General features: G+C 70.1%; 28 protein-coding genes. 8 read left to right on the top strand and 20 right to left on the bottom strand.

The features are described 5' to 3' along the window. Nucleotides 1-39: 39 nt before the first annotated feature. The 3 genes from QRN44_RS06900 to QRN44_RS06890 all read right to left on the bottom strand — a co-directional run bounded on the left by QRN44_RS06900 (nt 40) and on the right by QRN44_RS06890 (nt 2,625). A complete protein-coding gene (locus QRN44_RS06900) occupies nt 40-618 on the bottom strand; it encodes a TerD family protein (RefSeq protein WP_064295866.1) in 579 nt (192 codons plus the stop codon). A gap of 58 nt (nt 619-676) precedes the next feature. Then, entirely contained in the window at nt 677-1,270 is a 594-nt protein-coding gene (locus QRN44_RS06895; protein ID WP_064295867.1) for a TerD family protein, read from the bottom strand. A 128-nt stretch (nt 1,271-1,398) separates the two neighbouring features. Next, nucleotides 1,399-2,625, bottom strand: a complete 1,227-nt coding sequence (locus QRN44_RS06890; RefSeq protein ID WP_064295868.1) for a TerC family protein — start codon at nt 2,623-2,625, stop codon at nt 1,399-1,401. A 122-nt stretch (nt 2,626-2,747) separates the two neighbouring features. Here QRN44_RS06890 and QRN44_RS06885 point away from each other — a divergent pair, with 122 nt between their 5' ends. Next, on the top strand, nt 2,748-3,239 hold the full coding sequence (locus QRN44_RS06885; RefSeq protein ID WP_064295869.1) for a MarR family winged helix-turn-helix transcriptional regulator: 492 nt from the start codon (nt 2,748-2,750) through the stop codon (nt 3,237-3,239). Nucleotides 3,240-3,249: 10 nt separating this feature from the next. Here the strand turns inward: QRN44_RS06885 and QRN44_RS06880 are convergent, their stop codons facing one another. Together QRN44_RS06880 and QRN44_RS06875 are read right to left on the bottom strand one after the other, a co-directional pair. After that, the gene (locus QRN44_RS06880) at nt 3,250-3,744 is read right to left on the bottom strand and encodes a GtrA family protein (protein WP_285038666.1); all 495 of its coding nucleotides are present in this window, start codon (nt 3,742-3,744) and stop codon (nt 3,250-3,252) included. 7 nt (nt 3,745-3,751) lie between these two features. Next, the gene (locus QRN44_RS06875; protein WP_285038665.1) at nt 3,752-5,272 is read right to left on the bottom strand and encodes a glycosyltransferase family 39 protein; all 1,521 of its coding nucleotides are present in this window, start codon (nt 5,270-5,272) and stop codon (nt 3,752-3,754) included. A gap of 207 nt (nt 5,273-5,479) precedes the next feature. Between QRN44_RS06875 and QRN44_RS06870 the strand changes: the two genes are divergently transcribed. Beyond that, nucleotides 5,480-6,133, top strand: coding sequence for a hypothetical protein (locus QRN44_RS06870; RefSeq protein ID WP_064295872.1), 654 nt, complete (start codon nt 5,480-5,482; stop codon nt 6,131-6,133). 252 nt (nt 6,134-6,385) lie between these two features. Here QRN44_RS06870 and QRN44_RS06865 read toward each other — a convergent pair whose 3' ends face one another. The 3 genes from QRN44_RS06865 to QRN44_RS06855 form a co-directional block, all read right to left on the bottom strand. After that, nucleotides 6,386-7,363, bottom strand: a complete 978-nt coding sequence (locus QRN44_RS06865; RefSeq protein WP_285038664.1) for an HNH endonuclease signature motif containing protein — start codon at nt 7,361-7,363, stop codon at nt 6,386-6,388. A 295-nt stretch (nt 7,364-7,658) separates the two neighbouring features. Further along, entirely contained in the window at nt 7,659-7,832 is a 174-nt protein-coding gene (locus QRN44_RS06860) for a CsbD family protein (protein ID WP_064295874.1), read from the bottom strand. Nucleotides 7,833-8,033: 201 nt separating this feature from the next. Further along, nucleotides 8,034-8,762, bottom strand: a complete 729-nt coding sequence (locus QRN44_RS06855; protein ID WP_285038663.1) for a VIT1/CCC1 transporter family protein — start codon at nt 8,760-8,762, stop codon at nt 8,034-8,036. Nucleotides 8,763-8,922: 160 nt separating this feature from the next. On the opposite strand from QRN44_RS06855, the gene nhaA reads away from it, so the two are divergent. After that, nucleotides 8,923-10,239 (top strand): Na+/H+ antiporter NhaA, encoded by a 1,317-nt coding sequence (nhaA, locus tag QRN44_RS06850; RefSeq protein WP_285038662.1) that lies wholly within the window; start codon nt 8,923-8,925, stop codon nt 10,237-10,239. Here the strand turns inward: nhaA and QRN44_RS06845 are convergent. From QRN44_RS06845 to QRN44_RS06820, 6 genes are read right to left on the bottom strand one after another with little or no spacing between them, the layout of a single operon-like run. Then, a complete protein-coding gene (locus QRN44_RS06845) occupies nt 10,193-10,525 on the bottom strand; it encodes a CHY zinc finger protein (protein WP_285038661.1) in 333 nt (110 codons plus the stop codon). The genes nhaA and QRN44_RS06845 overlap by 47 nt on opposite strands. Next, nucleotides 10,522-11,118, bottom strand: a complete 597-nt coding sequence (locus QRN44_RS06840; RefSeq protein WP_071261338.1) for an energy-coupling factor transporter transmembrane component T family protein — start codon at nt 11,116-11,118, stop codon at nt 10,522-10,524. Before QRN44_RS06840 ends, QRN44_RS06845 begins: the two co-directional genes overlap by 4 nt. Nucleotides 11,119-11,122: 4 nt before the next feature. Continuing rightward, complete coding sequence (locus QRN44_RS06835) at nt 11,123-11,833, bottom strand: energy-coupling factor ABC transporter ATP-binding protein (RefSeq protein ID WP_285038660.1); 711 nt, start codon at nt 11,831-11,833, stop codon at nt 11,123-11,125. Beyond that, nucleotides 11,830-13,005, bottom strand: a complete 1,176-nt coding sequence (locus QRN44_RS06830; RefSeq protein ID WP_285038659.1) for a thiolase family protein — start codon at nt 13,003-13,005, stop codon at nt 11,830-11,832. Before QRN44_RS06830 ends, QRN44_RS06835 begins: the two co-directional genes overlap by 4 nt. Next, complete coding sequence (locus QRN44_RS06825; RefSeq protein WP_285038658.1) at nt 12,998-14,155, bottom strand: class I adenylate-forming enzyme family protein; 1,158 nt, start codon at nt 14,153-14,155, stop codon at nt 12,998-13,000. The genes QRN44_RS06830 and QRN44_RS06825 overlap by 8 nt, the downstream gene beginning before the upstream one ends. Further along, nucleotides 14,152-14,757: a biotin transporter BioY gene (locus tag QRN44_RS06820; protein ID WP_175116803.1), complete on the bottom strand. Its 606-nt coding sequence runs from the start codon at nt 14,755-14,757 to the stop codon at nt 14,152-14,154. Before QRN44_RS06820 ends, QRN44_RS06825 begins: the two co-directional genes overlap by 4 nt. 94 nt (nt 14,758-14,851) lie before the next feature. On the opposite strand from QRN44_RS06820, the gene QRN44_RS06815 reads away from it, so the two are divergent. Together QRN44_RS06815 and QRN44_RS06810 are read left to right on the top strand one after the other, a co-directional pair. Then, nucleotides 14,852-15,463: a TetR/AcrR family transcriptional regulator C-terminal domain-containing protein gene (locus QRN44_RS06815; protein ID WP_121289158.1), complete on the top strand. Its 612-nt coding sequence runs from the start codon at nt 14,852-14,854 to the stop codon at nt 15,461-15,463. A 107-nt stretch (nt 15,464-15,570) separates the two neighbouring features. Next, the gene (locus QRN44_RS06810; protein WP_071261330.1) at nt 15,571-16,071 is read left to right on the top strand and encodes a MarR family winged helix-turn-helix transcriptional regulator; all 501 of its coding nucleotides are present in this window, start codon (nt 15,571-15,573) and stop codon (nt 16,069-16,071) included. 96 nt (nt 16,072-16,167) lie between these two features. Here the strand turns inward: QRN44_RS06810 and QRN44_RS06805 are convergent, their stop codons facing one another. Continuing rightward, nucleotides 16,168-17,016, bottom strand: a complete 849-nt coding sequence (locus tag QRN44_RS06805) for a DNA/RNA non-specific endonuclease (protein ID WP_285038657.1) — start codon at nt 17,014-17,016, stop codon at nt 16,168-16,170. A 123-nt stretch (nt 17,017-17,139) separates the two neighbouring features. On the opposite strand from QRN44_RS06805, the gene QRN44_RS06800 reads away from it, so the two are divergent. Beyond that, nucleotides 17,140-17,382 (top strand): hypothetical protein, encoded by a 243-nt coding sequence (locus QRN44_RS06800; protein WP_064295884.1) that lies wholly within the window; start codon nt 17,140-17,142, stop codon nt 17,380-17,382. Nucleotides 17,383-17,388: 6 nt separating this feature from the next. Here QRN44_RS06800 and QRN44_RS06795 read toward each other — a convergent pair whose 3' ends face one another. The 3 genes from QRN44_RS06795 to QRN44_RS06785 form a co-directional block, all read right to left on the bottom strand. Further along, nucleotides 17,389-18,393 (bottom strand): zinc-dependent alcohol dehydrogenase, encoded by a 1,005-nt coding sequence (locus QRN44_RS06795; protein WP_285038656.1) that lies wholly within the window; start codon nt 18,391-18,393, stop codon nt 17,389-17,391. Between the two features lie 247 nt (nt 18,394-18,640). Continuing rightward, complete coding sequence (locus QRN44_RS06790; RefSeq protein WP_285038655.1) at nt 18,641-20,113, bottom strand: serine hydrolase domain-containing protein; 1,473 nt, start codon at nt 20,111-20,113, stop codon at nt 18,641-18,643. A gap of 43 nt (nt 20,114-20,156) precedes the next feature. Further along, the gene (locus tag QRN44_RS06785; protein ID WP_064295887.1) at nt 20,157-20,441 is read right to left on the bottom strand and encodes a MerR family transcriptional regulator; all 285 of its coding nucleotides are present in this window, start codon (nt 20,439-20,441) and stop codon (nt 20,157-20,159) included. Nucleotides 20,442-20,601: 160 nt separating this feature from the next. Here QRN44_RS06785 and QRN44_RS06780 point away from each other — a divergent pair, with 160 nt between their 5' ends. Together QRN44_RS06780 and QRN44_RS06775 are read left to right on the top strand one after the other, a co-directional pair. Beyond that, complete coding sequence (locus QRN44_RS06780) at nt 20,602-21,027, top strand: Hsp20/alpha crystallin family protein (RefSeq protein WP_071261327.1); 426 nt, start codon at nt 20,602-20,604, stop codon at nt 21,025-21,027. A 97-nt stretch (nt 21,028-21,124) separates the two neighbouring features. After that, nucleotides 21,125-21,451 (top strand): hypothetical protein, encoded by a 327-nt coding sequence (locus QRN44_RS06775; protein WP_121289164.1) that lies wholly within the window; start codon nt 21,125-21,127, stop codon nt 21,449-21,451. A gap of 12 nt (nt 21,452-21,463) precedes the next feature. Here QRN44_RS06775 and QRN44_RS06770 read toward each other — a convergent pair whose 3' ends face one another. Continuing rightward, entirely contained in the window at nt 21,464-22,339 is an 876-nt protein-coding gene (locus QRN44_RS06770) for a hypothetical protein (protein WP_285038654.1), read from the bottom strand. A gap of 107 nt (nt 22,340-22,446) precedes the next feature. Continuing rightward, complete coding sequence (locus QRN44_RS06765) at nt 22,447-23,202, bottom strand: enhanced serine sensitivity protein SseB C-terminal domain-containing protein (protein WP_175116807.1); 756 nt, start codon at nt 23,200-23,202, stop codon at nt 22,447-22,449. Nucleotides 23,203-23,301 lie beyond the last annotated feature (99 nt).

Raw genomic sequence — 23,301 nt, 5'->3', positions numbered from 1 at the left:
CTCTCGTGTGTGGCTTGCTCGTGGTGGAGGCGTCGGCGCTCAGCCGAGCGGGACGCCGAAGTCGCCGGCGATGCCGGCGAGACCGGTGGTGTAGCCCTGGCCGACGGCCTTGAACTTCCACTCGGATCCGTTGCGGTAGAGCTCCGAGAACAGCATGGCGGTCTCGGGAGCGGCGTCCTCGCTGAGGTCGAAGCGGACGATCTCGGTGCCGTCCTGGTCGACGATGCGGCAGTACGCGCCGCGGACCTGGCCGAAGTTCTGGCGACGCTCGTCGGCCTTGTCGATCGACACGGCGATGACCACGCGCTCGACGTCGGCGCCGACCGCGTTCAGGTCGACCGAGATCTGCTCGTCGTCGCCCTCGCCGTCGCCGGTGCGGTTGTCACCGAGGTGCTTGACCGAACCGTCCGCCGAGGCGGGCTGGTTGTAGAAGATGAAGTCGGCGGAGGAGCGCACCTTGCCGTTCGCGCCGATCAGCAGCGCCGAGGCGTCGAGGTCGAAGGCCTCACCGCTCGTGGTGCGCGGGTCCCACCCGAGGCCGACCGTCGCGACCGTCAGGCCGGGGCTGGTCTTGGTGAGCGAGAGGTTGTTGCCCTTTTCGAGGGTGAGTCCTGCCATGGTGATCGCTTCTCCTTCGGAACTGCGCTGACGCGCGGGGGACTACTGCGGGTGGTGCTCAGAGGGCCTGGGCGGCCGGACCGAGCAGATCCATGACGGAGCGCCCGTTGGCGCGCTCGCCGATCGCCTTGAAGGTCCAACCGTTGCCCTCGCGCGAGACCTTCGACATGATCATCGCCGTGTGCGGGCCTGAGTCGGTGAGCTGGTAGCGGGCGACCTCGGGCGAGCCGGGGGTCGAGTCGTCGATGATGCGACTGAAGGCGTTCTGCACCGTGTCGAAGGTCTGCCGGCTGTAGCTGCTGATCACGAACACGATCTGCTGGACCGACGGCGCCACCTTCGAGAGGTCGACGAGGATCGTCTCGTCGTCGCCGTCGCCCGCGCCGGTGAGGTTGTCGCCGGTGTGGGTGGCCGAGCCGTCCTTGCTCGCGAGCTGCTGGAACCAGATGGTGTCGAGGACCTTGCCGGTGGCGTCGAAGAAGATCGCCGAGGCGTCCAGGTCGATGTCGGGCGCGGAGGCTGCACGACCGAAGAAGCCGCGCTTCACCGGTGCGACGCCGTCCCAGCCTAGGCCGAGACGGATCCGCGTGAGCGAGCCACCGTCCTGCTTCGTCAGTGAGAGCGACTGGCCCTTTTCCAGACTCAGACCCATGGTTCCGTCTCCTTGATGCTTCATCGTGTAGCTGGTGGTGAGGTGTGGGACGTGCGCCCCGGCCGAAGCCGGGAGCGCACGTCCACGTTATCGGTTCAGCCGGGCGAGCGCCCGGATTCCCGGTCCGTTCAGAGCAGGCCGCGTGAGTCGGAGCCCTTGGCCTGCAGCTCGTGGGCTCGGGCGAGCAGCCGCTGGAGCTCCTCGTCGTCGGCCGCCTTCGCCTGGTGCTTGGGCTTCAGGTTGGCGAAGGACTTCTGGCGCTCGACCATGCGGGTGTAGCTCGTCTCGAGCTCGACCTCGTCCACGTGGTGGCCGACCGGGATGTCCTCGGGGGAGTCCGCGTGGAGCACGATCTTCTTGGCCTGGCTGCGGGCGTCGCTGATGATCGTGTGGGCACGGCCCGCCGGGCTGAGGAGCGACAGCAGGACCGTCACGAGGAGGATGCCGACGATGACCGCGAGCGAGAGGCCCGTCTCGATCTCGAAGACCGGGACGTGCTCACCGCCGTTGATGAACGGCAGGGTGTTCTCGTGCAGCGCGTGCAGGACGAGCTTCACACCGATGAAACCGAGGATCGCCGCCAGGCCGTAGCTGAGGAAGATGAGGCGGTCGAGCAGGCCGTCGATGAGGAAGTAGAGCTGACGGAGGCCGAGGAGCGAGAACGCGGTCGCCGTGAAGACGATGTACGCGTTCTGCGTGAGGCCGAAGATCGCGGGGATCGAGTCGAGCGCGAAGAGCAGGTCGGTGCCGCCGATGGCGACCATGACGAGCAGCATCGGGGTGAGGACCTTCTTGCCGTTCTCGATCGTGACGAGCTTGTCGCCGTCGTAGCGGTCGGTCGTCTTGAAGAGGCGCTTGGCGAGTCGGATGACGAAGTTGTTCGCCTCGTCCTCGTTCTCCTCCTCCGGACGGAGCAGCTTGACGGCGGTGAAGATGAGGAACGCGCCGAAGATGTAGAACAGCCAGGACCACGCGTTGACCGCGGCGGCGCCGAGGAAGATGAACCCGGTGCGGGCGATGAGCGCGAAGACGATGCCGAAGAGCAGCACCTTCTGCTGGTCGGCACGCGGCACGCGGAAGCTCGACATGATGATGAGGAAGACGAAGAGGTTGTCGACCGACAGGGCCTTCTCCGTGATGTAGCCGGCGAAGTACTCGGACCCGAGCGTCCCGCCGCCGAAGATGAGGACGCCGACACCGAAGATGAGGGCGAAACCGACGTAGAGGGCCGACCACTTCGCGGCTTCCGGCAGCGTCGGCTCGTGGGCCTTGCGTACGTGGAAGATGAAGTCGAAGGCGAGGAGGGCCAGGATGCCGACGATCGTCAGCAGCCAGACGTATCCGGGGATTTCCATGGGCTGTATTCTCCGCAGCGCTCGAGGTGGGGGACGGGTGACGTTTAGTTGGTGCCGTCCCACTATATAGTTGGTATGGTCGAACCAACACCCGAACGCAGGTATTCAGGAAGAATTCAGCTATGAGCGATGAGGTCGACCCAGCCGACGCCGGCGCCGTCATCCAGGCGTCGCTCGCGTCCGTGCTCCGGTGGTCCACCCGGGCCGACAACCGGCGTTCCCTGCACGACGCCGAAGGCGCAGCCCTGACCGGCACGGACGCGTGGCTCCTCGAGTACGTGATCACCGCCGGCCCGATCCGCATGTCGACGGTCGCGGGCTGGATGGACGTCGACAAGTCGACCGCGACGGCCGAGGTCCGCCGCCTCGAGGAGGGTGGTCTCGTCGTCCGGGAGACGGATCCGAGCGACCGTCGAGCGGTGCTCGTCAGCGCCACGGAGGAGGGACGCACGGCTCTCGAGCGGCACCGGCAGGCGGCCCAGCAGGTCTACAACACGCTCGTCGGCAAGTGGAGCGAACACGATCGCGTGGAGCTCGCCCGACTCCTCTCGCGGTTCGTCGACGAGTTCTCCTGGGTCAGCGACGCGGTCTCCCGGCACAACGCGAGTCGCTGACCGGACGACCTCACGGGTCCACGCGCACCGGGATCGACCCGGTCCGCTCCGCCCGTGGCCCGTACACCCAGAAGCGATACAGCACGAAGCGGAACGCGGAGCCGAGGGCCAGGCCGACGATGTTCGCCGACACGTTGTCCGCCAACGGTGTCGTCAGGTGCAGTGCGTCGTGGGAGACCCAGAGGCAGCCCAGTGCGATCGCGCCTCCCGCGAGGCTCACGATGCCGAACTCGAGCGCTTCGCGGGCGACGTCCGAGCGCCGATGGGCGCGGAAGGTGAGGAGCCGGTTGCCCACCCAGTTGGCCACGATGGCGAGCGTCGTGGAGACACCCTTCGCCACGAGCAGCCCGGAGGTGCCGGTGTGGAGGAACACGGTGTACGCGAGGAGGTTGAAGACCCCGACGTCGACGAGGAAGCCGACGCCGCCGACGAGGCCGAAGGCGGCGACCTCGCGGACGATCGGGCGCCGGAGCAGCGCGCGCGGGTTCGGGAGGGGCCGGATCACCACTGCATCACGACCTGACCAGCTCGAAGACGATGCTGCGGTTGACGGGGATGCGCTGCTCGACGCGGTAGCCGAGGGCCTCCAGATCCGCCACGTCCGGGGAGGTGCTCGACCCTTCGACGACCCAGACGGTGTCGTGGCCGATGAGCCGGTCGTGGATGTCCGCCAGCGGCGCGGCCAGGTCCCAGAGCTCGGGGCGGTCGCGGTAGCTCGTCTCGAGCGCCACATCGTCGAGGCCGGCGAAGGCCTGCGGGTAGAGGTCGATCGCGAGCCGCGACTTGCGCGAGGGCTTCACCGACTGGTCGAAGACGACCGCGTCGCCCGGCGAGGCGTGGGCCTGGACGACCTCCGCGGTCTGCCGGAGGTCGCTGCCGTCGTCCTTCGCGAACGGGCCACGCTGTTCCACGAGGACCGGGGTCGCGAGCGCCAGTACGAGCGCGACACCGGCCGCGGTCGCCACCATGCGGTCGACCCGCTTCGGCAGGACGTCGACGAGCGTCCGGAGTCCGAGCGCCATCATGATCGCGACGGCCGGGACGCAGAAGGTGACGTAGCGCAGGTTGTACATCGGCGTCACGAGGGTGTTGCCGATGATGAGCAGCGCCGTCGGTGCGAGGGCCCAGACGGCGATCATCGCCAGCGCGCGACGCTGTCGGGAGGATCGGCGGACCACGAGCACCCCGATGGGGGCGAGCACGATCAGCAGCCACGCGAGCACGGCGAAGGCCGGCGTCTGGAACCACTGGCCGACGAGCACCGATTCCGGCGTCGCGTAGTCCCGCCTGCCCAGGAACGCGATCTGCTCGCGCTGCGCGATGCCCGCGATCACGATCGGAGCGCCGAGGACCAGAGCCCCGACGAGGGACCAGCCCCAGGCTCGCATCACCCGCCGCCCGGGGCGTTGGAGCACCATCCAGGTGGCGTGCACGAGGAGGAGCATCGCGAGGTACAGGAACAGGTACATCGAGGCGGCGCTCGCGACGGCGAAGAGGGCCCAGCTGCGGCGTGATGTGGACCGGCGACGCACGAGTGACACGAACCACACCGTCAGCCACACGACCGCGGCCATGCCCAGCGCGTAGGAACGTGTTTCGGCGCCCATCCTCGTGACCTGGGGGATCACGGCGAACACGAGGCCGGCCGTGATGCCGATCGCCGGGGTGAAGAGCGCCCTCGCAAGCACGACCGTGCCGGCCGCGGCCAGACCGACCCCGACCGCACTCGGGAACCGCGTCACGGCCTCGGCGGTACCGAAGGCTCCGGTCCAGACGTGCAGGAACGCGTAGTACAGGCCGTGGACGGCGTCGATGTGGCCGATCATCCCGAACATGACGGGGAGTGGACGTTCGGCGGCGAGGACGCTCGCCGCCTCGTCGCCCCAGTACGACGGCGTCCCGATGCCGATGAGCGAGACGAGGGTGGCGAACAGGCCGACCACCCAGGGCACGGCGCGGCCGCCGAGGAGGGTGTGGAGGGCGTCCCACCGACGGCGCGAGGGCGCGGTCGGGACGGTGATCGTCGCAGTCATGGGTTCCCCTCGGACGCGACAACCTGGCGCGTCGCCTCATCGTCCGCCGCTCGGATGAACGCGAGCAGAGAGATTCCTGAGAGGGCGCGGGGGATCCTGCTGGAACCCGACGGCCGGAGGCGGGCCGTCCCGGTGGGGAGTCGTCCCCATCGCGCGGCCTCGGCGCGCGGGACAGACTGCAGGAGTCCGCCGCCGAAAGGAATCCCGATGCAGCTCTCCCGAGTCACCGCCCTGATCACGCTCCCTGTCGCAGCCATGCTCGTGCTGGCGGGATGCTCCACGCCGTCGGCCCCCGACGCGAAGCCGACGGAGAAGGCTTCATCGTCCGCGACGTCGAAGCCGACCTCGACCGGATCGGCCGATGGTGAGGTCACCGAGCCTGGAGCGCAGGTCGGGATCGATGAGCCGATCGTCTACGAGTCGCAGGGCACCGACGGCGTCACCGCGCTCATCAGCGCGAAGCTGACCGAGGTCACCCCCGCGACCGCCGACCAGGTGGCGTTCCTCAAGACGCAGTTCGACGGCGGGGAACTCGACGGCTACGACATCACGCTCATCCGGCTCGAGATGACCAAGGTGTCGGGCGACCCGGTGGCGTTCAACAGCGACGCGACCTCCTTCGCACCCGTCGACGCCGATGGTGAGAAGGTCCAGGAGGCCACGCTCATCGGATGGGACGAGTGCGGATCCGAGTCGTTCACCGAGGAGTTCGATGGCGGCGAGCCGATCACGCAGTGCTACGTCGCGGCGGCTCCCGCCGGTGGCAAGGCTCCGGCCGGCCTCATGTACGACGGCGGCTTCACCGATCCGAACCCCTACGACTCCTTCGACGGCGACCCGATCCTGCTCATCAAGGACTAGCTGTCCTGCGGGCCTGAGTGCCCTGCGACAGGCTCAGGGACCGGAACCGTTCGAGCACACCTCTCCCGGTCACTGAGCCTGTCGAAGTGCCCGCGAGCATGCCCCATCGTTCCGGGCACACCTCTCCCGGTCACTGAGCCTGTCGAAGTGCCCAGGAAGAACCCTCGTCGTTCCGGGCACACGTCTCCCGGTCACTGAGCTTGTCGAAGTGTCCAAAAGGAACCCTTCGACAGGCTCAGGGACCGGAGCTGGTCAAAACGGTGCGGGATCGGGTTCTGTCCGGTGGTGTTTCCCGTCGGGTGTCGTCCAGTCGAGGACGCCGCCGGGTGCGTGTTGGAGGTTCCAACTGGGCAGGTGCTTCATCCGGTGGTGATGTCGACAGAGACAGGCGAGGTTCCCGACATCCGTCGTCCCGCCGTCCTCCCACGCGATCGAATGATCGAGGTCGCACGCTCTGGCGCGCCTCCCACAGCCCGGTGCGCGACAGGTGCCGTCCCGAAGCCGCACCGCGCGTTGCATGTCGGCCGGAACGCGGTACTGATTCCACCCGACCGACAAGACCGAACCGGTCTCGGCTTGGACGAGGATCCGGGTGAAGCTCGGTGCGTTCACCGCGATGCGCGCGGCGGTCTCGGGATCGATGGGACCGTAGCCGTCGAGCATGCCGGGTGCGTCGGAGACGCCGGCCATGCTGAGCGCCGGGACCGTGATCTGCACCGTGGGCGTGATGTGCTCCTGCACTTCGATCGGGTGCGGGAGCACCGGGCTCGACATGACATCTTCCGGCGTGACACCGATGAGGGCGAGCGCCGCGAGTGCGTCCGCCTGCAGTTGTGCGCAGGTGCGGGTGTCGCCCGCAGCGCGCGACACCGCCGCGGCTGCCTCGATCCGTTCGGCGATGCCCTGCGCGATCGGCGCCGTCGTGAACAAGTGCACCCACGCCATTCCGTCGGCCGCGGGCTCGAACTCGACGCGGCGGTCGGACTCGGACCGCCGGGCTCGGGCGGTGATGGACTCGGGGTGGAGGCGCTCGGCCGGCGGGAACACGGCCGGAACGACCGAGTCGGCGTAGGCGTCCGCGTAGGCCGCTGAGCGGGCGAGGAGGCGGGCCTCTTCAGCGTCCAGGTTGGCGCGACGCCGCTGGATGTCCGCGTAATGGTCCGAGAACTCCGCGAGCCGCGCGGCGTACTCGTCGCCAGCTCGAACTGCGGAGGCGGTGGTCTCAGTCATGGAACCAGTCCACCATGGACCACTGACATTCCAGATGACGAGTCGGGTCGGTTGTGGAAGGCTCCTCGTGTGCCCTTCGACAGGCTCAGGGACTGGACGGGGTCGCTCAGGGACCGGAAGGAAGGCGCCGGATTCGAGAGGACGCTCGTGGCCCTTCGACAGGCTCAGGGACCGGAGGAATGGTATCGGATTGGCGAGGTCTCCTCGTGGGCCCTGCGACAGGCTCAGGGACCGGGGGAGGACAGACGAACGCCGGTGACCCGCTCGGGTCACCGGCGTCCGTGTGATCAGGAGGTCAGTTCTTGAACGCGTCCTTCACGTTCTCACCGGCCTGCTTCACGTCGGACTTGGCCTGGTCGGCCTTGCCCTCCGCGATGAGCTTGTCGTTGTCTGTCGCCTTGCCGACGGCCTCTTTGGCCTTGCCCGCGAGGTCTTCGGCGGCGTTCTTGATCTTGTCTCCTGCGCTCATATGGTGCTCCTCACATGTTCTTCGGGCTGTCGATCCGCACTGATCGAATCCGACAGGGCGACCGGGTGGACGCCCTTCACTTCTACACCCGGGAGCTCCACGCCCGGGCGGGGCTCCAGCAGACTCCCAGAGAAATCCCCGGATCGCGCTGTGCCAGTGCGCCCGTCGTCGGATCGTCGTCGACGACCGGGACCCTGGCCATCAGACCACGCCGCTCGTGCCGAGCAGGGTGCCGATCGCGAAGGTGACGGCGAGGGCGAGCGCTCCACCGACCACGACACGGACGGTCGGGCGCAGCACGGGGTTGCCGCCGATCCTCGCGCTCGTGAAGCCGGTGAGCGCCAGCGCGATGAGCACGACGATGAAGGTGATCGGGACGCGCACTTCGGGCGGCGGCAGCAGGATCGCGAGCAGGGGGAGCAGCGCCCCGATCGTGAACGCGAGCGCCGATGCGCCGGCGGCCGCCCACGGGCTCACGACGGCGTCCTCGGTGATGCCGAGTTCGGCCTCGAGGTGCGCCGTGAGCGGATCGTGTGCGGTCAGCTCCTCGGCGACCCGCCTCGCGGTCGTCGGCTGGAGCCCCTTCGCCTCGTAGATCCCGGCGAGTTCCGCGAGCTCCGCCTCGGGGTCGTCGGAGAGCTCTCGCCGCTCCTTCGTGATGAGGGCTCGCTGACTGTCCCGCTGGCTGCTCACCGACACGTACTCGCCGAGCGCCATGGAGATCGCACCACCGACGAGCCCGGCGACACCCGCGGCGAGGAGTGGGGCGCTGTCGGTCGTGGCACCGGCGACACCGACGACGAGGGACGCGACGGAGACGATGCCGTCGTTCGCGCCGAGCACACCCGCACGGAGCCAGTTCAAGCGGCCCGCGAGGTCACCGCGGTGCGGTTCGTCCGGGTGGCCGCCGGTCGGTGGTGAGGAGCTCATGGATGCATCCAAGCACTCCGCGGGCCGCCCGCGCACGGTTCCCGCCCGCTCGCGTGCCCGGTCGCCTAGACTGGAGGCTGGTGCGCCGGGAAGTCTGGTCGGCGGGCGGTCGATCGGGATCGCTCTGCTGCTCGACCGAACCCTCCCCCGAAGGATCCGTATGCCCGACGCTCACCGCTCCCACGACCTGCCGGCCGACCAGGCCCCGCACTCGATCTGGCGTGGCATCCACCAGACGCTCCAACAGGACACCGTCGGTGGTGCCCTCCTCGTCGTCGCAACCGCACTCGCGCTCGTGCTCGCCAACACCGGTGCCTCCGACTTCTACCTGAGCGTCCGCGACTTCACCTTCGGTCCGGAGGCGCTCCATCTGAACCTCTCCATCGGTGCCTGGGCGGCCGACGGGCTCCTCGCGATCTTCTTCTTCGTCGTCGGCCTGGAACTCAAGGAGGAGTTCGTCGCCGGAAAGCTCCGGAACCCCAAGACCGCGGCGCTCCCCATCGCCGCAGCCGTCGGCGGCGTGGCCGTGCCCGCCGTCATCTACGTCCTCGTGAACCTGAGCGCCGGGCCCGACGCGCTGCAGGGCTGGGCGATCCCCGCCGCCACGGACATCGCGTTCGCCGTCGCCGTGATCGCGGTGGTCGGCAAGTTCCTGCCGCCGGCACTGCGGACCTTCCTGCTCACGCTCGCCGTGGTGGACGACCTCATCGCCATCAGCATCATCGCGATCTTCTACACCGACCACATCGAGTTCCTGCCGCTGGCGCTCGCCGCGGTGCCGCTCGCCATCTTCGCCGTGCTCGTCCAGCGCGGCGTCCGCGCCTGGTGGGTGCTCATCCCGCTCGGTCTGTGCACCTGGGCGCTCATCCACGCCTCCGGTATCCACGCGACCGTCGCCGGCGTGCTGCTCGGCTTCATGGTGCCCGTCTTCGCGACGAAGCGCGCCCGCGTCCAGGTGGGGACCACCGCCGAGGGGCACCCGGTCTACGACGGGCTCGCCGCGCACTTCGCCGACCGCTGGAGCGTCGTGTCCACGGCGGTCGCCGTCCCGATCTTCGCCTTCTTCTCCGCGGGCGTGGTCATCGGCGGGATCTCCGGGCTCGTCGAGTCCTTCCAGGACACCATCGCACTCGGGATCATCGCCGGACTCGTCCTCGGCAAGCCGATCGGCATCCTGGTGACGACGTTCTTCGTCACCCGACTGCCCGGCCTCGGCCTCGACCCCTCGATCCGCTGGGTCGACCTCGTCGGCATGGCGTTCGTCGCGGGCATCGGATTCACGGTGTCGCTGCTCGTCGGTGAACTGTCCTTCGGTGTCGGCAGCGAGTCCGACGACCACGTCAAGGTCGGTGTGCTCGCCGGCTCACTCATCGCCGCCACCATCGGTGCCGCGATCCTCGCCGCCCGCAACCGCGTTTACCGGCGTGCGGTCACGGCTGGAAGTAGTACGCCGAATGCAGGCGGCAGCCCGGATTGAACCGGGCGTCGCAGTTCGGGCAGGCGTCGACCTCCAGGTAGCGCTCGATCGTCAACTCCGTCGAGCACACGCCGCACAGGATCGCCTCTTGGTCGCGCTGCTCCCGCGGCCACTGCTCGGCCGGGTGGTCGGCGCACTCCGCGTGGCACAGGTGGCACGGGTAGTACTCGCCGCAGCAGGCGAAGCGGATCGCGATGACGTCGAGCGTGGTCGCGTAGTGGACGCAGCGCGTCTCGTCGTCGACCGTCTTCCCGAGGACGTGAACGGTGTCGCCGCCGCCGTTCATCGGACGCCCCGGGCGGTGAGGGCCTCACCGAGTTCGTCGGCGTGCTTCAGCGACACCACGAGGAACGGCACGACGAAGGTCACCAGGTTCGACCCCGCCCCGCGCGCCCGCTGGGCCTCCCGGACGCTCGTGGCCAGGCGGGCGAGGACCGGCACCGTGTTGATCGCGACGGCGAGCATCAGGGCGATGCGCGAGGGGTCGACACCGAAGCGACCCAGGGGCTGGAGGACGCGCTCGAAGGCGTCGAGCAGGTCGGCGACGCGCGTGCTCAGCACGAGGAGTGCCGCGAGCAGGATGGCGGCGACGATGCGGGACGTGTTCGACACGGCGGACTCGACGTCGAGGAACAGCAGTTGGCCGGCCACCGTGATCGTGATGATCCAGCGGATGAGCAGGAGCTGCCGTCCGAGCTCGCCGAGGCCGAGACCCGAGACGAGGTAGGCGATGACGGTCACCGTGGTGGCGATGCCCGCGGTCCACCAGCTCGTCGGTAGGAGCGAGATCGCGAGCACCACGACGAGGATGCCGAGCGCCTTCGGGCCGGCCGGCGCGCGATGGAGCCAGCCGGAGCCGGGGCGGTAGAGGGTGATCACGCCGTCACGACCGCAGACTCGCGCGGTAGGCCGCGATCACGTCGTCCGGTGCGCCCTGCGCGACGACCCGCCCGCCGTCGAAGAGCAGCGCGGTGTCGCAGCGGGCGGCGAGCTCCAGGTCGTGGGTGACGAGGAGGAGCTGATGGCCCGCCTCGGCACGCAGGAGGTGGTCGGCGACGGCGGCGCTGTTGCGGGCGTCGAGGTAGGCGGTGGGTTCGTCGGCGATGAGCAGCGCCGGCCGGCGGATCACGGCCCCGCAGAGCGCCAACAGCTGCTTCTGGCCACCGGAGAGTTCGTAGGCGGACCGGTCGGCGAGCGCCGTCAGGCCGAACTCGTCGAGCGCATCGGCGACCTGCGCGGCGATGTCGGCCTTCGACGCCTTCGTGCCACGGAGGGAGAACGCGACGTCCTCCGCCACCGTCGGCATGACGATCTGCGCATCCGGGTTGCTGAACACGATGCTGACGAGTCGTCGAAGGGTCGCCGTGTCCTTCGCGGCGTCGACCCCGTGGACCCGCACGCTGCCGGCGGTCGCGCGGGTGAGGCCGCCGACGAGCCGGGCGAAGGTGGACTTGCCCGAGCCGTTCGCGCCGATGACCGCGATGCGCGCGTCTTCGAGGTGGAGCGTCACGTCGTCGAGTGCGACGGTGTCGCCGAGACGCGCGGTGACGCGGTCGAGACGGATGGCGGATGACTGGTCGATGTCCCCGATCATCGCACGACCTCGAACACCGCGGCGACGCCGAGACCGCCGCCGACCGACGCTGCCGCTACCCCGATCGTGCCCGCTGGAGCCCCGCCGCGGACGAGCCGCGAGAACAGGCGGACCACGGCGACCGCACCGCTCGCGCCCCACGGGTGACCGAGCGCGAGGGCTCCACCGTCGGCGCAGAGTCGCTCATCGACCTCGGCGACACCGAGCCGGTCGAGCACGGCGAGCGTCTGGGCCGCGAACGCCTCCACGATCTCGAACGCGGCGACCTGCGCGAGGTCCACGTCGGCCCGTTCGAGGGCGTCGAGGATCGCCGGCGCGGCCCCGATCCCCGGGAGTGCCGGGTCGCAGCCGACGACGGCGTGCGCCCGGACGGCGAGACCGGGCGTCGCGCTCCCGTGGGCGGGCCCGCCGGGCCCGCCGGGCCCGCCGGGTCCGCCGGGCACGACGAGCACCGCGGCGGCACCGTCGCTCACCCGGCAGGTGTTGCCTGCGGTGAGGGAGCCGTCGCTGAAGAGCGGCGTGAACCGGGGGAGGAGCCGCTCGATCCCGCTGCGCGGCGCCTCATCGTGCTCGGCCGCCCCGACCAGCGGGACGAGCTCGTCCGTGAACCGCCCGGCGGCGACGGCGCTCGCCGCACGGTGCGTGCTGCGCGCCGCGTAGGCGTCCTGGCGTTCGCGCGAGATCCCGTCGTGCTCCGCGAGATCCTCGGCGGCCCTGGTCATGTCGGGGTCGTGCCAACCCGACGGCGCGAACGGTGCACGCGTGTATGCGACGCCGTCGACGGAACGGGTCGGCGCGGTCGACGCGCTCTCGACACCGCCGGCGATCCGAGGCCGACCGTCGCCGGCGCTGATCGCCGTGGACGCCTCGATGATCGCCGCGAGGCCACTGCCGCACTGCCGGTCGACGGTGAGCCCTGGCACGGCGAAGCCGAGGCCCGCTCCGAGTGCGGCGACGCGGGCAGGGTTGCCGCCAGGCCCCATGCAGTTGCCGAGGACGACGTCCGCCATCACCGGCGGCAGACCCAGCATGTGCGTCGCGTCATCGTGCACGGCCCGGACGGCGGGGACCGCCAGCTGCTCGACCGTGAGCGCGGCGAGAGCGCGCCCGCGCGTCGCGATCGGCGTCCGTCGGGCGGCGACGATGCGCGGGAGGGTGTGCGACTCAGTCAAGGGACGCCACCGTCCCGGCCGCGAGTCGGTCGGCGAGCTCCGCGCGGGCGGCCTTGCCGGTGACGGTGCGTGGCAGCTCGTCGACGACGAACCAGCGTCGTGGCCGGTGGGTCGGCGGCAACAACGGTTCGAGGGCGTCGCGGAGCGTCGCGCGGCTCGGCCGCGAGCCCGGGTGCAGTTCCAACACGGCCGTCACGAGCGATCCGACCCCGGCGTTCGGCAAGCCGAGCACGACGGCGTCGTCCACCTCGTCGAGTCGGCGCAGGGCTTCCTCGACGTCGGCGGGGATGACGGTCGCCGCGGCCGTGAGGATCGCGTCGTCGGCTCGGCCGAGGAGCGTGACGATTCCGTCGTCGATCCGCGCCCGGTCGCCGACGGTGGACCAGTCGCCGTCGCGTCGGAGCGGGCCGTCGCCCTCGAGGTACCCGGTCGCGACGAACGGCGATCGGACCCACAGGACGTCGTCGTCCCTGACCTCGAGCTCGACACCGGGGAACGCGCGGAGGCCGGGTCGATCCGGATCGACACCGTCGTCGACGGCTACGAAGGAGAGTTCGGCGGCACCGTAGTAGGAGACGACGCGGATGCCGAGGCCCTCCGCGGTGGCGCGGAGTCCGGGGTCGAGTGAGGCGCCTCCGATCAACGCCACCCGCAGGCGGGGCGGCACCTCGCCGTCGAGGAGCGCCCGGAGGCCGTTCGGGGTCCCGTGGAACCGGGTCGCGTCACGGGCGTCGTCGGGGGTGAGTGCGTGGGTCGTCGGGAGGACGAGCGAGCAACCGACGGCGGCCGCATGCGCGATCGAGAACAGCGAGAGTGACGACGCAGGCGGCGACGACAGTGCCAGGACGTCGTCCGAACCGAGATCCAGCAGTGTCCCCACGGCCGGGAAGGAGTCCGCCCACGACGCGGCGGTCCGGAGCACGATCCGCGGCTCGCCCGTCGTGCCGGAGGTCAGCGTCGCCCAGCCCTGGTCCGGCTGTGGACCGGCCGCGGTGCTGCGGTCGCGGACGGAACGCCAGTACGACTCGCTCCATCGATCGTCGCCGAGCAACGGCACGCCGCCGGACGCCCGCACCTCGAGCGCCCGACGGACGAGGTCGGTCGGCGCCCCGCCGCGCAGCGGGACGAGATGCCCTGGACGCACGGTCATCCGATCCGGGCGGGCTCGCCGGGCCGCGTGGAGCCGGCGCCGGCCGCGTTGCGGAACGCGCGCGGGTAGGCGCGGGCGAGGGTCATCGTGATCACCGTCGCGAGCACGACCTTGACGAGGTCGCCGGGCACGAAGACGAGGCTCTGCAGGGCGGTCTCGCCGAGTGGCAGGCGGGTGACGAGCGACTGCACCGGGATGCCGAACGCGTAGATGACGCCGATGCCGCCGACGAACACCCCGAGCGCGGTGCGCCACCAGCGCAGCCGACGCCCACCGGCGTGCACGATGAGCCCGATCACGAAGACGCCGGCGATCCAGCCGAGGAGGTATCCGGCGCTCGGTCCGACGAAGACGCCGACCCCGCCGCGACCGCCGGACAGGAGCGGGAGGCCGATGGCGACGAGCGCCAGCAGCACCAGCATGGAGAGCATGCCTCGCCACGGGCCGAGGATCGCGCCGGCGAGCATGACGCCGAGGGTCTGCGCCGTGATGGGCACCGCGCCGAGCACCGAGAACGCGCCGGGCAGGCCGAGGGCGGCCACGATGGCGGCGAACACGGCGATGCGTGCGATGTCGGTCGCGTCGATCCGGAGTCTGCGCATGCTGGGTCCTTCGTCGGGATGGTCGGTTCGCCCGGGGCGGGTGGATCGCACCTGAACGGTGTTCACCTGAACAGCGTTCACTATAGTGGTGCTCATGTCCGGACCCGAAACAGTGCGTCGCCATCGGCGCGACGACGTGGCTCAGGTGGCGCTGCGGATCCTCGACGATCACGGCCTGGCCGACCTCACGATGCGCCGCCTCGCCGCGTCGCTCGACGTCCAGCCGAGCGCGCTGTACTGGCACTTCGAGAACAAGCAGACCCTCATCGCCGAGCTCGCCGACCGGATCGTCGACGCCCACCCGGCACCGGTCGACGCCGTGTCAGAGGCCGGTTCCGACTGGCGCGAGCGGACGCGCGTGGAGGCGGGGGCGCTGCGTGACGCCCTCCTCGCCTATCGCGACGGCGCCGAGGTGGTGTCGAGCACCTACGCGCTCGGGCTCGGTTCCGGACGTGCGCTCACGCGGCTGACGGACGCGGTGTCGGTGGCCGGCTTCGACGAGGCCACGAGTCGACGTGCGGGCACGGTGCTGCTCCACTTCGTCCTCGGGCACGTGTCGCACGAGCAGCAACGGATGCAGTACGACAGCGTCGGCGTGCTGGCCGACGGTGCGACGGATCCGCTCGGCCAGGAGGACCAGGCCCAGGCGTTCGCCTTCGGGGTCGGTCTCCTCGTCGACGGCCTGGCGGCGCTCTCCGTCCGCTGACGGCTCTTGGTACGCCGATAGCACAGCGTGGATGGAACCGCCCACCGTCTGGATCGGCGGCGGCCCACGGTAGCGTTGGAGCAGGCAGGACGTGAGGGAGGCCGGTGATGGCGAAGGGTGATGACGACGACGTCGACATCGTCATCGACGCCTGGGCGAACGCGCTGCCCGATGTGGACTTCGCACCGCTCGACGTGGTGTCCCGCCTCCGCCGGCTCGTGCCGCACCTGCAAGAGGTCCGACGCCTGTCGTTCGCCGCGAGCAACCTGCGGCCGTGGGAGTTCGAGTTCCTCTCCATCCTCCGCCAGCACGGAGCGGACGGGCTGACGCCGTCCATGCTCGCCACCCGACTGGGTATCACGAGCGGCAACCTCGCGAGTCAGCTCGACCGCCTGGCGGCACGCTCACTCGTCGCTCGACAGAAGAACGAGGCCGACGGCCGGAGCAAGATCGTCGTCCTGACGACCCTCGGTCAGCAGCGGGTCGACGAGGCGATGCGTCGGCTGGTGGACGACGAGAACGCGATGCTCGCCGACCTCAGCCATGAGCAGGTGGCCGTGCTCATCGAGAGCCTGCGGGTCATCGGCGCGGCGCTCGAGCGTCGGTAGAGGTCTGCTCGACGCCCTTCGACAAGCTCAGGGACCGGAGATGGTTCGGTGAGGTGGTCGGGTTGCCCTCCGACAAGCTCAGGGACCGGACCCGACTCAGAACCGCAGGTCGGACGGGTCGCTCAGCTCGATCCAGGTGTCGGTGTCGGGACGCACCGTCGCCGGAGCCGGCTCGAGGACATCGGCGGAGGCGAGGGCCCCGAAATCGAGACCGGTGAGGCTCGCGAGGTCGAGGATCGGCAGCTGGAAGGTTCGGAACGGGCCGAGTGGGGGGACGGCGGTGGCGTCTTGCGTGTCGTCGATCGCACTGGACCGGCCGAGGTCGATGTCGTCGAGCTGCGCCGACTGGTCGAGGAGGTAGCCGCTCGCCGCGAGCGCTCCGCCGTTCGACCACGCCGCCACCTTCCAGAATCGGCGCGGGATCTGCACGCCTCGGTAGAGCGGGTCCGTGTCGGCGAACACCGGCCCGGTGAAGACCGACAGCCGCCGGCGCCCGGCCGAGGCGTACTCGAGGACGAGGTCCTCCAGGCCGTTCCACAGCTCGAGTGACTGGTTGAAGTCCGCAGCCTGCGGTGCGGCGTTCGTGTAGCAGAAGGTGTCGACGTTGGCCTGCCGGGCGATCTCGACGGGCCCCCAGACCGGGTCCCTCCGGCGCACGAGGTGGCCGCGGTCGAGGTCGTTGCGGGCGTACAGCTCCGGGCCGGCCTGCTCCTCGACCGGCACGCGGTCATCGAGGTGCCAGTCGTCCCCGCGCCCGAGGTCGAGGAGGGCGGCGCCGTCGATGTCGACGGCGGTGGCGGCCGCCAGCCGACGATCGGGGTCGAGCAGCACGGAGAAGTGCGTGTAGTCGAGGGTCCGGAGTCGCGCCTTGGCCGTGGGGTCGGCTTGAACGGGGATGGTGAGTGGTTCGGAGAGGTCGAGGAAGCCTGAATCGAAGCCAGTCATGAACATGAGTCGATCATGATTTCGGGTGGAAAGGAAGCGCGGAGCGGTGGCGCTGTTGTCGCCGGCGCGAGCACTGCAATGCTCATACTTTTGTTTCAGTATGAAGTTTGATATATTTTACTCATGACCACGATCTATCAGAATCCGCACCGAGCCAGCGATGCCCGCATCCTCGCGGCGCTCGTGTCGGCGACCTTTCTCGTCGACGCCCTGATCGTGTTCGGAATCGGATTCCTCCCCGGCGTCTCAGGGATGGACGGCGGCGTCACCGTGGCGACGGCGACGATCCTGACCGCGGTCCTCTTCGCGGTGCAGTTCGTGGTCGTCGTCGTCCTCGCTCGCCTCGCCCGAGCGTCGATCGCCTGAGCCGACTCAGAAGCGGATCTGCGTCTTCGGTCCGGCGCCGGCCGCGCGGGGGAGGCCGTCGGTCAACACCCGTGGCACGTCGTCCAGGCCGATGACCGTGCCGATCAATCGCCGGACCGTGTCACCCATGGAGGCGAACCGTCGCGCCGCCTCATCGATGCAGTCGGATCCGCCGAGCACGGCGTGCAGTGTGGCGTCGAGGGCGATGAGTCTGCCTGAGGGCGGCCCCACGTCGCCGCCGGGCACGCCGAGGAGTGCGATACGGACGCCGGCGGTCGCGTTGTCGAGGAGACGGCGGGTGACCTCGGCCGAACCCGTCGCCTCGATGATCACGTCGAAGCGCTCGTCTCCGAGGTCGGCCGGATCGCGCGTGGCCAGGCCGAAGTCCGCGGCGAACCCCCGATCGGACTCGCGGCGCGCCATGACGGTGACGGATGCCCCGGAATCCGCGGCGAAGAGCGCCGCGAACATGGCGAGCGTGCCGGCGCCCCAGACGAGCACGCGATCGCCCGGCCCCACCGCCGTGAGTCGGACGCCACGGAGTGAGCATGAGGCGGGCTCGACCATCGCGCCGAGGTCCGCGTCGACGCCGGACGGGAGGCGATGGACCGCGCGCTCGGGGACGACGAGGAGTTCTGCGAGGGCGCCCTCAAGCTGTCCGAGGACGCCGAGTTCGAGGTGGTCGGGGCAGAGGTGGTGTCGCCCCGTGGCGCAGAGCGTGCAGACGCCGCACCCGATGAAGGTGTCACCGGTGACGAGGTCGCCCGGTGCGATCGTGGTGACACCCTCGCCCACCGAGGCCACCCGGCCGGCCCACTCGTGGCCTGGTTGGAGGGGCAGGGTGGTGCGGCCGTCGGCGAGGTACGGCATGGTGCCGCGCAGCAGCGCGACATCGGTGCCGCAGAGCCCGGCGCGTTCGATGCGGATGAGGACCTCACCCGGTCCGGCCTGTGGATCCGGTCGGTCGAGGACGGTGGCCTCGTTCGGCGCGGTGATGCGTACGGCTCTCATGCGGTCTCCTCGTCGTGACGGCGCTGGTCAGAGCGTAGTGGGGGTATGTCGCCGTCGACCTGCATGCGGAAGGACGAGGTGTCCTCGTGGGCACTTCGACAGGCTCAGTGACCGGGAGAGGTTCACCGGAGATGTTCCGGTCCCTGAGCTTGTCGAAGGGCAGCTCGGTTGGGGCGCATCGGTGGCCGGGAGAGGTTCAGCGGAGATGTTCCGGTCCCTGAGCACGCTCCGGTCCCCGAGCGTCAGCTCACCAGGACGACTTGCCCCCGCCTGCGACGACCGCGCTCGGCCGCTGCACCTCGGTGAGGCGGGAGGTGCGGAGCGGCGCCGTCTCCCACCAGGCGTCGAAGGTGCCGGCAGCCGGGTCGATCTCGACGTGCATGCGGTGGGGGGTCTCGATGAAGATCGCGTCGACGCGGAGGAACAGCGCTCCGTCCTCGCCGCCGGTGCCCCAGGCGGCACTCGCCGTGATCGGACCGTGCGTCCGCCATGCGCCGACGCCAGGGATGATCTCCACCCGGTCGTCGCCCTCGTGCACGACCAGCACGATGTCGTCATCTGCGCCCGCCGCCACCTCGAGCGCCGTCAGCTGCGCCAGGCCGGTATCGGAGGCCGCCGCGAACGTACGCCCGGCGAGCTCGCGCAGTGACCCGGCCGAGCCGGTCTCGTCCGACGCGTCGAGCGGGGGCAGGGCGAGCCCTGCCAGGCGCTCGAGCAACGCCTGGTCGGTGGTTGCGCTCGCACCGCGCTCCGCGTCGGAGGCCTGGCCCGTCCCGAAGGCCGGCAGCAGGTGCTCCCACGCGGCGTTCAGCACGGCCTGCATGTCGAGACTCTGCCCGGTGATCGCCAGGACGACGTCGTGCTCCGGCAGGACGACGCAGTACTGACCGTAGGCGCCGTCGCCACGGAACCCGTGCCGGGCCATCCAGAACTGGAACCCGTACCCCTGCGCCCAGTCCGACTCCGGGTCGTCGCCGTTCACGATGTGCGATCGCGTCGCCTCGGCGACCCATGCGGCCGGCAGGAGCTGCCGCCCCTCCCACTCGCCACCCTGCAGGTAGAGCTGACCGAGCGCGGCGATCGCCTCCGTCGTCGCGTGCAGACCGCTGTACCCGAGCTCGAAGCCCTCGTCGTCCCGCTGCCAGTCGAACTCGCCGATACCCAACGGCTCGAGCAACCGCGGTCGCAGGTAGTCGGTGAGCGTCCCGCCCGTGACGCGCTGGACGATCGCCGCGGCCGTGTACGTGCAGGGCTGGTTGTACGCGAAGACGGTTCCCGGGTCCTCATCGGGAGGGAGAAGCAGGAAGCCGCGGACGAGGTTCGTCGGGTCGATCGCAGCGGCCCGCATGATCGTCTCCTCGCGGTGGCCGCTCGCCATCGCGAGCACGTGGCGCACGCGCATGGCGCGGCTGCGGGGGTCGGTGATCTCGGCGTCGAGCTCCGGGAAGTGACTGATGATCGTGTCGTCGAGTCCGAGCAGACCCTCCTCGACGGCGAGGCCGACGGCGGTCGAGGTGAAGCTCTTGCTCAGCGAGTACAGCAGGTGCACCCGATCAGCCGAGTACGGCGCCCACCAGCCCTCGGCGACGACGTTCCCACCGCGCAAGAGCATCAGGCTGTGTGGTTCGACGTTCGGCGTGTGCTCGAGGGCCGTGATGAACGCCTCGATCCCGGCGGCGTCGACGTGCTGGGCGGACGGAGTGCTTCGCTGCAGGCTCATCCCTCCATGCTGCCATCTGCCGACGGTGGGATCGACCCGACGCTCAGTCCTGGTCGGCGTCGAGCTGGTCGCGGAGGCCCTGGTTGATGTCCTCGAGATCGAGCACGCGAGCGATGCCGGCGAGGTTGACGCCGTCGTCACGGAGATCCGTGACGCGCTTGAGTCGCTCGATGTCGTCTTCGCTGTAGCGCCGGGTGCCGCCCTCGGTCCGGGACGGGGTGAGGAGGCCTTTGCTCTCGAAGAGCCGCAGCGACGCCTCCGGGACACCGGCGAGCTGGGCCGCGACGGCGATGCCGTACACGGGTGTCGTGCCGTCACGATCGGCCATGCTTGAGATTTCCTTTGAACGGGTTGCAACGGATCGGGTCTCGGATGTATAAAAAATCTACACCAAGAAGTGCAGATCTGAACCCCCGGATCTGAGACTTCCGGGCACTGACAATCGATGAGCCCGATCCGTCATCGGGCGACAGGGAAGGAGAACACCCATGGCAATGACCCTCGATCCCATCAGCCAGCTCGACCGCTTCGCGGCCTCCGTCCTGGACTCCGTGCGCGCACCCCGGCCCATGCCGGTGGACCTCTTCCGCGACGGCGACCGGTACATGATGGTCGCCGACCTCCCCGGCATCGACCCCGGATCCATCGACGTCGACGTCGACGGTGGTCAGCTCACCATCCGTGCCCAGCGCACGGCCGACAGCCGCGAGGGTGTCCGCTGGCTCGCACGCGAGCGCGGTGGCGGCCACTTCCTGCGGCAGTTCACCCTCGGCGAGGGCGTCGACCTCGACGGCATCACCGCGTCCTACGACAGCGGCGTGCTCTCCGTGATCATCCCGGTGAGTGAGCGCGCGAAGCCGCGGAAGATCACCGTCGACTCCACGACCGACCACCCGCAGTCGATCAACGCCTGACCGGAGCTCGAGGCCTGACCGGAGCACGAACGCCCCGCCCACGATCCGTGGGTGGGGCGTTCGCCCGTGTGCGACCGGCGGTCGGCATACTGAGGGCATGTCCCGCGTCCAACGCATCCTCGGAGCGTCAGCCCTGCTCGTGATCGCCGCGCTCAGCCTGGTGGTCGTCGCGACGCAGACCACGATGACCTGGTACCAGGCGCCGGGCGCCGACGGTCTGGCGACGAAGCAGATCGCCGTGTTCGAACCGGCGGTGGTCGGCACCGTCATCGCCGCCCTGGCGGTGCTGGCGTTGCTGGTCCATCTGGTCCTCGTGATCCGCCGTGCCGTGCCTCGTGTGCAGTGGGTCGTCGCCGTCGCGCTCACCGTCGCCACCGTGATCGCCGCGGTCGTCGTCTCCGTAGCCGACCGGCCGGTCTTCTAGCGCGCACCGCTCTCAGCCGAGGAGCTCGTCCAGCAGGGCCCGTGTGGTCTCCTCGCTCGTGCCGGGCGCCTGCAGACGCACCCAGTCGTCGCCACGTCGAGCCTGCGCCGAGTGCTCGCTCCCGGCCGAGTCCACGGCGCCGACCGGACTGTCCTCGCGGAGCACCCAGGCGCCTCCGGGGAGCACCGTGAACCGGACGAGCTCGCGGGAGTCCGCGGACAGCAGTCGGCAGTCGAGTCCGCCGACCCGCTGGAGCGAGTCCTGCACGAGGTGGTAGCTCGGTGTCGCGGTGCTCACATAGCTCGCGCCGGTGGCGGCAGCACCGAGGCGCGCCACCGCGGTGTCCACCGGCAGCGCCGTGGCGCACGAGCGCGAGGTGGGTGCCGACGACGACGGGGACTCGGCGGGAGCCGGGACCGGAGCCGCCGCGAGCACCGCCCGGGCGAGCTCCTCTGTGCGGGTTCCGGCAGGGTCGTCGAGCCCTGCCGCATCGACCTCGATGAACCGCTCGCCGTCGAGCGCGTGGACGGAACAGGCGCCGTCCGAGCACATCGTCCCGTTGATCTCGCCGACGCTGTCGCTCCAGTCGGTGTGCTCGTACCAGTGGTTGAAGGTGGCCCAGTGATCGACACCGTCTCCGACGAGTCGGACGGTCAGTGAGGTGCCGGCCGCTTCGTCGGCCCAGGCGCAGACGGTCCCGCCGTCCTGCAGGACCGGGGCGTCGTCGACGGTGAGCGGTCGCGGTGCGGCTGCGGCGCCCAGGAAGGATGCGACCTCCGCGCCAGGGACGAGCGCGTCGCAGGCGAGCCCCGGGAAGGTGGACGTCGGCGGCGGTGGGAGCGCCGCCGATGCATTCGGGGTGGATCCGGGCGGGGTCTCGGTGGGCACCTCCGACCGTGGCGCGCTACACGCTGTGAGGACGCCCAGCAGCGCGGCGATCGTGAGGACGCGTGCGCCACGTGCGATCGCGGGCGCCGTTCGACTCAGCCCACTGCTCATCGTCGCCGGAACAGCCCTCGTTTGCGGCGGTGGAACGGCGGGACACCACTCAGGAGATGCTTCGCACCCGGCGCCACGTACATGACGTCGATCGGCACGCTGGCCGAGTACGTCGCGAGGGCCCGTGCGAGGGGACCGCTGATCGTCTCACGGGCGGTCGGGGCGCCGACGATGACGAGGAGGTAGCACTCGTCGAACGTCCCGCCCTCCTGCGGGGTGACCTTCCAGCCGAGCACCGCTTCATCGACCTCGCTGTGCTCGGCGAGGACCGCGGTCAGCGTCTCGGTCATCCCCGGTGGGATGCGAGCCGGCTGTCCCACCATGACCTCGGTCTCGCGCTCGACGACGCGCGGTGTGAGCACCGCCTCGCCGTCGAGCAGCTGGGCGATCTCGCCCGGGAGGAACTCCTTGCCGTGCGTGGAATGCGGGTTCAGGACCAGCCTCGCGCCTCGGGTCATCTGCCACAGGACGCGGCAGGGGAGGGCGAGGAGGTGCTGTTCGAACGACGGGACGACCTGGAGCGTCTCCTGGAAGCGCGCCTTCGAGGTGTAGAACGGCTGCACCGAGCTGCCGTCCGAGTCGAGGAGGTCCGCCAGGGTCGCCATGCCGTCGTCGGTCACGGTCCCCGCCACGATCACGGTGCTCTCGAGGAGCGCCGTCAGGAACGCGGGGGCGTTCGAGCGGTCGTTCGCGGCTGCGGCGAGGAGGGCTTCGATGTCGGGAGCGTCTGGTGCGTCGTCGGCGGCAGGCATGCCAGCAGCGTATCCCGGCCGCGTGGGAGGGTGCGTCTCAGCACAGCTGCCTCCACAGTTCGCCGAGCCGATCCTCGAGCGGAGGCGACCCGAACGATC

The organism is Plantibacter sp. lyk4-40-MEA-4 (assembly GCF_030209415.1).
Taxonomy (GTDB): Bacteria; Actinomycetota; Actinomycetes; order Actinomycetales; family Microbacteriaceae; genus Plantibacter; species Plantibacter flavus_A.
Note: the sequence above shows the minus strand (reverse complement) of the source record. Positions and strands in the feature narration are given on the sequence as shown.